Origin of the sequence: Prescottella agglutinans (genome assembly GCF_004011865.1) — a bacterium.
GTDB lineage: Bacteria > Actinomycetota > Actinomycetes > Mycobacteriales > Mycobacteriaceae > Prescottella > Prescottella agglutinans.
Genome location: NZ_RKLP01000003.1, coordinates 407517 through 416155 on the forward strand (window position 1 = coordinate 407517; position 8639 = coordinate 416155).

At 69.9% G+C, this 8639-nt stretch carries 8 protein-coding genes; 6 read left to right on the top strand and 2 right to left on the bottom strand.

The features are described from left to right. Nucleotides 1-4: 4 nt before the first annotated feature. Together EGT67_RS08850 and EGT67_RS08855 are read right to left on the bottom strand one after the other, a co-directional pair. Complete coding sequence (locus EGT67_RS08850; protein WP_127915682.1) at nucleotides 5-1276, bottom strand: inorganic phosphate transporter; 1272 nt, start codon at nucleotides 1274-1276, stop codon at nucleotides 5-7. Between the two features lie 73 nt (nucleotides 1277-1349). Continuing rightward, nucleotides 1350-1979, bottom strand: a complete 630-nt coding sequence (locus tag EGT67_RS08855) for an SACE_7040 family transcriptional regulator (RefSeq protein WP_127915683.1) — start codon at nucleotides 1977-1979, stop codon at nucleotides 1350-1352. Between the two features lie 161 nt (nucleotides 1980-2140). Between EGT67_RS08855 and EGT67_RS08860 the strand changes: the two genes are divergently transcribed. From EGT67_RS08860 to EGT67_RS08885, 6 genes are all read left to right on the top strand, one after another. Beyond that, complete coding sequence (locus EGT67_RS08860; protein ID WP_127915723.1) at nucleotides 2141-3679, top strand: carboxyl transferase domain-containing protein; 1539 nt, start codon at nucleotides 2141-2143, stop codon at nucleotides 3677-3679. An 8-nt stretch (nucleotides 3680-3687) separates the two neighbouring features. Then, nucleotides 3688-5748: an acetyl/propionyl/methylcrotonyl-CoA carboxylase subunit alpha gene (locus EGT67_RS08865; protein ID WP_127915684.1), complete on the top strand. Its 2061-nt coding sequence runs from the start codon at nucleotides 3688-3690 to the stop codon at nucleotides 5746-5748. Further along, a complete protein-coding gene (locus EGT67_RS08870) occupies nucleotides 5745-6908 on the top strand; it encodes an acyl-CoA dehydrogenase family protein (RefSeq protein WP_127915685.1) in 1164 nt (387 codons plus the stop codon). Before EGT67_RS08865 ends, EGT67_RS08870 begins: the two co-directional genes overlap by 4 nt. A 3-nt stretch (nucleotides 6909-6911) precedes the next feature. Next, nucleotides 6912-7385, top strand: a complete 474-nt coding sequence (locus EGT67_RS08875) for a MaoC family dehydratase (protein ID WP_127915686.1) — start codon at nucleotides 6912-6914, stop codon at nucleotides 7383-7385. Then, nucleotides 7382-8239: an HpcH/HpaI aldolase/citrate lyase family protein gene (locus EGT67_RS08880; protein WP_127915687.1), complete on the top strand. Its 858-nt coding sequence runs from the start codon at nucleotides 7382-7384 to the stop codon at nucleotides 8237-8239. Before EGT67_RS08875 ends, EGT67_RS08880 begins: the two co-directional genes overlap by 4 nt. Beyond that, nucleotides 8240-8639, top strand: a 400-nt coding sequence (locus EGT67_RS08885) for a CoA transferase subunit A (protein WP_164877504.1), incomplete at its 3' end; no start/stop codon positions are given.

Below are 8639 nucleotides of genomic sequence, written 5' to 3' on the forward strand. Positions count from 1 at the left end.
AGAATTATCGCACCGGTCTGCTCGTGCGTCTGCCGAACCGGACCGGCCGGATGTCCTTGCCCGGCAGGTCGAGTGGCCTCGGTTCGATCGACGACGGCGGTTCCTGCACGGGGGGAAGCGGTGGAGGCTCGGCGGACTCGAGCTCCGTGGTGTCGGTCCAGGCGGCGTTGACGTTGTCGGCGCCCACCGGCGTGCGCCGCGATCGGAACCACATGGCGGTCGACATCGCGACCAGGATCGCGAAGACGGCCGCCACCCCGGCGGCGCCGCCGATCAGGTCCGCGAGCGCCCAGCACCCGGCGCCGACGACAGCGGCGGCGGGCAGGGTGACCACCCACGCCAGCGCCATCCGGCGGGCCACCTGCCAACGAACCTCGGCGCCACTGCGTCCGAGACCGCTGCCGAGGATCGACCCGGTCGCGACGTGGGTGGTCGAGAGCGGCAACCCGAGGTGGCTGGATGTCAGGATGATGGCCGCGGAAGCCGATTCGGCGGCGACGCCCTGCCGTGCGGAGATGTCCACCAGACCCTTTCCGAGGGTGCGGATCACGCGCCAGCCCCCGAAGTAGGTCCCGAGCGCGATCGCCAGCGCGCAGGCGATCTTCACCCAGGTCGGCATCGCGTCGTCCGGCGACACCGACCCGTAGGCGACGAGCGCCAGGAAGATCACTCCCATGGTCTTCTGGGCGTCGTTGGTGCCGTGCGCGAGGGACACCAGCGACGCCGATCCGATCTGAGCCCACCGGAATCCGGACTCCGTGGACTGCTCCGGCACGGTCGCGGTTATCCGGAACACCGCCCGGGTACCGACCGCGGAGACGAGCGCTGCGACGATCGGCGAGAGCAGGGCGGGCGCGACGATCTTGCCCAGGACGCCGTCCCACTCGACGCCGCCGGTGCCGAGGGCGGCGAGCGATGCACCGATCAAACCACCGAACAGCGCGTGCGACGAACTCGACGGCAGGGCGACGAGCCACGTCGTCAGGTTCCACAGGATCCCGCCGACCAGCCCCGCGAACACGATGACCAGCAACTCCTGCCCGCTCGCCGCTCCCAGGTTCACGATGCCGCCGGCCACGGTGGCTGCGACGGTGACCGAGAGGAACGCCCCGATCAGATTCAGAAACGCCGAGAGCGCCACGGCGGTGCGCGGGCCGAGGGCGCCGGTCGCGATCGACGTGGCCATCGCGTTGCCGGTGTCGTGGAACCCGTTGGTGAAGTCGAACACCAGGGCGGTCACCACCACGAGGACGAGGACGACGAAGTCCGTGGGCACATCATCGAGTGTGCATCCTCGCGGACGTCGAAGTGGCTGAATCAGCGCGACTTTCGCGGTGCGCCCGGGTCGGTCACACCGCGGCGTCCAGCGCGGCGGTCGTCATGCGGCGCAGCACCGCCCGGGTGCGGGTCGGCGACGTCCGGTTCGCGCTGTACGGGGTCGAATTGAGCAGGCCGAACGCCGCGTGCGCCTTCACCCGAGCCTCCACCTCGTCGAGTTCGGGATCGACCCGGCGCAGGATCTCCACCCAGGCCTCCACGTACCGCCGCTGGTACTGGCGAACCAGCCTGCGGTCGGATTCCGGCAGCGACCCGAGTTCGCGGTCCTGGACCCGGATCAGATCCGGTTCGCTCAGCACGAAGTCGAGGTGGAACTCGATCAGTCCGGCCAGGGCCTCCGGCGCGGTGCCGGATTCGGCCACGACCGCGGTCCCGCCCTCGAAGAGTCGTCGGCTGATGTCGGTGAGCAACTCGACCAGCAGGGCGTCCTTGTTGGGGAAGTGCCGGTAGACGGCGGGTCCGCTGATGCCGACCGCGGCACCGAGGTCTTCGAGGCGGACTCCGGCGAACCCGCGCTCGGCGACGAGGCGAGCCGCCGCCCGGAGCAGTTCGCGCCGCCGGTCGGCCTTAGCGCGGCTGCGGCGGTTGGCGGGTCGGTCGTCGAGTACCTGTTCGCCCGTGTCGGGCCCGAGGTCGGTCATGTCACGTTCCCTACGCAGTGATCTCCGGACGACTTCGTCCGCGATGTGATCTGGACAACTCAGTTAATCACGGATAACCTAATTTCAGTTAGCCGGAATTAACTCACCTCAGAGTAGCGGGAATCCCCCGGGAGGACGGTGACGTGACAACCCCCAGCACCATCTCGTCGACCCCGTCGCAATCTGCGAATCGGGTACAACACCTCGAACTGGTCGGCGACCTGCGCGAGCGGCTCGCGGTGGCGGCCCGCGGTGGCAGCGAACGCTCGCGTGAACGGCACGTGGCCCGCGGCAAGCTCCTGCCGCGTGACCGGGTGAACGCGCTGCTCGACCCGGGCAGCCCGTTCCTCGAACTGGCCCCGCTCGCCGCGAACGGCATGTACGACGACGAGTGCCCCGGCGCCGGCGTCATCGGCGGTATCGGACGCGTCTCCGGGCGTGAGTGCGTGATCGTCGCGAACGACGCCACCGTCAAGGGCGGCACCTACTACCCGATGACGGTCAAGAAGCACCTGCGGGCGCAGGAGATCGCGCTGCAGAACAACCTGCCGTGCCTCTACCTCGTCGACTCGGGTGGCGCGTTCCTGCCGATGCAGGACGAGGTGTTCCCGGACCGCGAGCACTTCGGGCGCATCTTCTACAACCAGGCGACCATGAGCGCCAAGGGGATTCCGCAGGTCGCGGCGGTCCTCGGCTCGTGCACCGCGGGCGGCGCCTACGTGCCGGCGATGAGCGACGAGGCCGTGATCGTGCGCAATCAGGGCACGATCTTCCTCGGCGGTCCGCCGCTGGTGAAGGCCGCGACCGGCGAGGTGGTCACGGCCGAGGAACTCGGTGGCGGCGACCTGCACTCCAAGGTCTCCGGGGTCACCGACCACCTGGCCGAGGACGATCGCGACGCGCTGCGCATCGTCCGGAACATCGTCGCGACCTTCGGTCCGCGTGCCCCCCGGCCGTGGGACGTGGCCGAGACGGTCCCGCCCGTCGCGGACCAGAACGAGTTGTACGACGTCGTCCCGACCGATCCACGCATACCGTACGACGTGCGCGAGGTGATCGGCCGGGTGGTGGACGGCGGCGACTTCCAGGAGTTCAAGGCCGAGTACGGCAAGACCCTGGTCACCGGGTTCGCCCGCATCCACGGGCACCCGGTCGGCATCGTCGCCAACAACGGCGTGCTGTTCGCCGAGTCGGCGATGAAGGGCGCGCACTTCATCGAACTGTGCGACAAGCGGAGCATCCCGCTGCTGTTCCTGCAGAACATCACCGGTTTCATGGTCGGTCGCGAGTACGAGGCCGGCGGCATCGCCAAGCACGGCGCCAAGATGGTCACCGCCGTGGCGTGTGCCCGGGTGCCGAAGCTGACCGTCGTGATCGGCGGCTCGTACGGCGCGGGCAACTACTCGATGTGCGGACGCGCCTACTCGCCGCGCTTCCTGTGGATGTGGCCCAACGCGCGCATCTCGGTGATGGGTGGCGAACAGGCCGCGTCGGTGCTCGGCGCGGTGGGCTCCGGGAAGGATCCCGACTCCATCAGAGCCCAGTACGAGGCACAGGGCAATCCGTACTACTCGACCGCGAGGCTGTGGGACGACGGCGTGATCGACCCGGCCGACACCAGAACCGTTGTCGGACTGGCTCTGTCGGCGTGCGCGAACGCGCCGCTCGAGCCGGTCTCCTACGGCGTCTTCCGGATGTGAGGGCACACATGACTACACAGTTCGACACCGCCGGCGGCGCCGGCACTTTCGACACCGTCCTGGTGGCCAACCGCGGTGAGATCGCGGTCCGGGTCATCCGCACGCTGCGCAGCATGGGCATCCGCTCGGTCGCGGTCTACAGCGAGGCCGACGCCGGCGCCCGGCACGTCCGCGAGGCCGACGTCGCAGTGCTGATCGGTCCGGCCGCGGCCCGTGAGAGCTACCTCGACATCGACAAGGTGCTCGACGCCGCGAAACGAACCGGTGCGCAGGCCGTCCATCCCGGCTACGGGTTCCTCTCCGAGAACACGGCGTTCGCCGCCGCCTGCGCGGCCGCCGGCATCGCCTTCCTCGGCCCGTCCGCGCGGGCCATCGAGGTGATGGGCGACAAGATCACCGCGAAGAACGCGGTGGCCGCGTTCGACGTCCCGGTGGTGCCGGGCATCGCGAAGCCGGGACTGTCCGACGCCGAGCTGATCGCCGCGGCCGGCGACATCGGCTATCCGGTGCTCGTCAAGCCGTCCGCCGGCGGCGGCGGCAAGGGCATGCGATTGGTCGAGGACGCCGCGGACCTGCCCGACGCCCTGGTCAGCGCGCGCCGCGAGGCGGCGTCGGCGTTCGGCGACGACACCCTGTTCCTGGAGCGGTTCGTGCTGCGGCCCCGGCACATCGAGGTGCAGATCCTCGCCGACGGCCACGGCAACGTCGTGCATCTCGGCGAGCGCGAGTGCAGCCTGCAGCGCCGGCATCAGAAGGTGATCGAGGAGGCGCCGTCGCCGCTGCTCGACGCGCAGACCCGCGCGCGGATCGGCGCCGCCGCGTGCGACACCGCTCGCAGCGTCGACTACACCGGCGCCGGGACCGTCGAGTTCATCGTGTCCGCCGACCGGCCCGACGAGTTCTTCTTCATGGAGATGAACACCCGCCTGCAGGTGGAGCACCCGGTCACCGAGATGGTGACGGGACTCGATCTGGTCGAGTGGCAGGTGCGGATCGCCGCCGGGGAACCGCTCGGTTTCGCCCAGGACGACATCACGCTCACCGGTCACGCGATCGAGGCCCGCGTGTACGCGGAGGATCCCGCCCGCGGCTTCCTGCCCACCGGCGGTACGGTCCTCGGCCTGGCCGAACCGGCCGGTGCGGGTGTGCGTGTCGACTCGGGCCTGCAGGACGGCACCGTCGTCGGCAGCGACTACGACCCGATGCTGGCGAAGGTGATCGCGCACGGCGACGACCGGGCCGAGGCGCTGCGGCGCCTCGACCGCGCGCTGGCGGACACGGCGGTCCTCGGCGTGGTGACCAACGTCGAGTTCCTCCGGTTCCTGCTCGCCGACGAGGACGTCCGCGCCGGACGCCTCGACACGGGTCTGCTGGACCGCCGGGTCTCCGACTTCCACGCGCCGGCCGTCGACGACGACGTCCTGGTCGCCGCGGCCGCGCACCACTGGCTCGGGCTGTGGCAGAACGTGACCCGGAGCGGTGCCGACCCGTGGGACGTGCCCAGCGGTTGGCGCGTCGGTGGCCCGCAACCGATCTCGCTGCGCCTGCGCGCCGGCGACCGCACCGAGCACGTCCTGGTCACCGGCACCCCCGACGGCGGTCTCGCCCGCATCGAGGGCGGCGAGAACCGCCCGCTCACGGCCCGGCTCGACGACGGCGTCCTGACCGTGGTGGTCGACGGACGCCGCGACGCCTATCGCGTCGGGGAGGACGACGGAACCCTGTGGCTGGCCGGGGCCGGCGGCACGTGGATCGTCTCGCAACTGCGGGAGGCCAGTGTCCGCGGCGCCGACGCCCACGCCGGCGAAGCCGAGCTGACCAGCCCCATGCCCGGCACCGTCATCGCGGTGGCCGCGGCGTCCGGCGACACCGTCGACGCCGGGACCGCAGTCGTGGTCGTCGAGGCCATGAAGATGGAGCACACCCTGTCCGCACCGATCGGCGGCGTCGTCGAGGTTCTCGTCGCCGTCGGCGACCAGGTCAAGGTCGATCAGCCCCTCGCGCGGGTCAGTCCCGCAACCGAATCCGAGCAGTCTCCCGAACTCGCAACGAAGGATGTCGCGTCATGACCGAGTACCTCTCCACCGGATCGCTGCCCGACGAGTACCAGCAGCTCGCGAAGACCGTCCGGGACTTCGCGCAGAACGTCGTCGCGCCGGTGTCGGCCGAGCACGATGCCAACCACACCTTCCCGTACGCGGTGGTCGACGGCATGGCCGACATGGGCCTGTTCGGGCTGCCGTTCCCCGAGGAGTACGGCGGCATGGGTGGCGACTACTTCGCGCTGTGCCTCGCGCTCGAGGAACTCGGCAAGGTGGACCAATCGGTCGCGATCACCCTCGAGGCCGGTGTCTCGCTCGGTGCGATGCCGGTCTACCGATTCGGCAACGAGGAGCAGAAGCAGGAGTGGCTGCCGCAGCTCACGAGCGGAAAGGCGTTGGCCGCGTTCGGTCTCACCGAGCCCGGCGCCGGCAGCGACGCCGGCGGAACCCGCACCACCGCCAAGCTCGTGGACGGCGAATGGGTCGTGAACGGCAACAAGCAGTTCATCACCAACTCGGGCACCGACATCACCCGTCTCGTCACCGTCACCGCCGTCACCGGCGTCAAGGAGAACGGCAAGAAGGAGATCTCCACCATCCTCGTGCCGACCTCCACCCCGGGGTTCACCGCGGAACCGGCGTACAACAAGGTCGGCTGGAACGCCTCCGACACCCATCCGCTGACGTTCCAGGACGTGCGGGTGCCCGAAGCGAACCTGCTCGGCGAACGCGGACGCGGCTACGCGAACTTCCTGCGCATCCTCGACGAGGGCCGCATCGCGATCGCGGCCCTGTCGGTCGGCGCCGCGCAGGGCTGCGTCGACGAGTCCGTCCGCTACGCGAAGGAACGCGAGGCGTTCGGACGCCCGATCGGGGCGAACCAGGCGATCGAGTTCAAGATCGCGCGCATGGAGGCGCGGGCCCACGTGGCCCGGACCGCGTACTACGACGCCGCCGCACTCATGTTGTCCGGCAAGCCGTTCAAGAAGCAGGCGTCGATCGCGAAGCTGATCGCGAGCGAGGCCGCGATGGACAATGCGCGCGATGCCACCCAGATCTTCGGTGGATACGGTTTCATGAACGAGTACCCGGTGGCCCGGCACTACCGCGACAGCAAGATCCTCGAGATCGGCGAGGGCACCACCGAGGTCCAGTTGATGCTCATCGCGCGGGAACTGGGGGTCTGACGAGTGACGGCACGCAAGATCGTCCAGCGCGGGCTGTGGTTCGAGGAGTTCGAGACCGGCGTCGTGTACGCGCACCGGCCCGGGCGCACCATCACCGAGGCCGACAACGTCCTGTTCACGACGCTCACGATGAACACCCAGGCGCTGCACCTCGACGCCGCGTTCGCCGCCGAGACGCAGTTCGGGGAGCGCCTGGTGAACTCGATGTTCACGTTGTCCACCCTCGTCGGATTGTCGGTGGCGCAACTGACGCAGGGGACGATCGTCGCGAATCTCGGATTCTCCGAGATCGCCTTCCCCAAGCCGCTGTTCCACGGTGACACGCTGTACGCCGAGACCGTCGTCACCGATCTGCGTGAGTCCCGCAGTCGGCCGGGGGAGGGCATCGTGACGTTCGAGCACACCGGCCGCAACCAGCACGGCGACGTCGTGGCCACCGCCGTTCGCAAGACCCTCGTCCGGAAGAAGCCGGCATGAGCGACGAGCGGAGCACCGAGAGCGTCTGGGCGGGAACCGTGCCCGGTCCCGCCTGGTTGTTCTGCCCGGCCGACCGCCCCGAGCGCTTCGCGAAGGCCGCGGCCGCGGCCGACGTGGTCATCCTCGATCTCGAGGACGGGGTGGCCCCGGCGGACAAGGAGGCGGCCCGCCGGGCCCTGGTCGACGTCCCGTTGGATCCGGACCGGACGGTGGTGCGTGTCAACGCACACGGCACCGACGACTACGCCCTCGACTGCGCGGTACTGGACCGCACGCCGTACACCGCGGTGATGCTGCCCAAGTGCGAATCCGTGGACCAGGTCCTCGATCTCGCGCCGTTGTCGGTGATCGCGCTGGTCGAGTCACCGCTCGGCGCGCTGGCGATCGAGCAGGCCGTCCGTGCCGAGAACGCGGTCGGCGTCATGTGGGGCGCCGAGGACCTGGTCGCCGCCCTCGGCGGAGCGTCGAGTCGCCGAGCCGACGGCAGCTATCGGGACGTCGCCCGGCACGTCCGGTCGACCGCCCTGCTCGCGGCGAAGGCCCACGGCAGGTTCGCACTGGACTCGGTGTTCCTCGACATCCCGGACCTTGCCGGACTGGGTGAGGAGTGCGAGGACGCCGTCGCGGTCGGGTTCGACGCCAAGGTCGCGATCCACCCGAGCCAGGTGGACGTGATCCGGCGGGCGTACGCGCCCACGTCGGAGCAGTTGGGTTGGGCCGAGCGGGTTCTCGCGGCGGCCACCCGGGAGCGCGGCGTGTTCGCGTTCGAGGGCCGCATGGTGGATTCCCCGGTACTGCGGCATGCGGAGGAGATCGTGCGGCGCAGCGGCGTCCACAGCGAGGAGCGTGAGTAGATGAGCAAGCTCTGGAATTCGGCGGCGGACGCCGTCGCGGACATCGCGGACGGGTCGTCGTTGACGGTCGGTGGTTTCGGGTTGTGCGGCATTCCGACCGAGTTGATCGGTGCGTTGGCGGCGCGGGGTGTGTCGGGTCTCGAGGTGTTCTCGAACAACTGTGGTGTCGACGGGTGGGGTCTGGGGATCCTGTTGTCGGCCGGTCAGATCCGTCGGGTGACGGCGTCGTATGTGGGTGAGAACAAGGAGTTCGCGCGGCAGTACCTGTCGGGCGAGCTCGAGGTGGAGCTGACCCCGCAGGGCACGTTGGCGGAGCGGATGCGGGCGGGTGGTGCGGGTATCCCGGCGTTCTACACGCCGGCCGGTGTCGGCACCCCGGTGTCGGAGGGTGGTCTGCCGT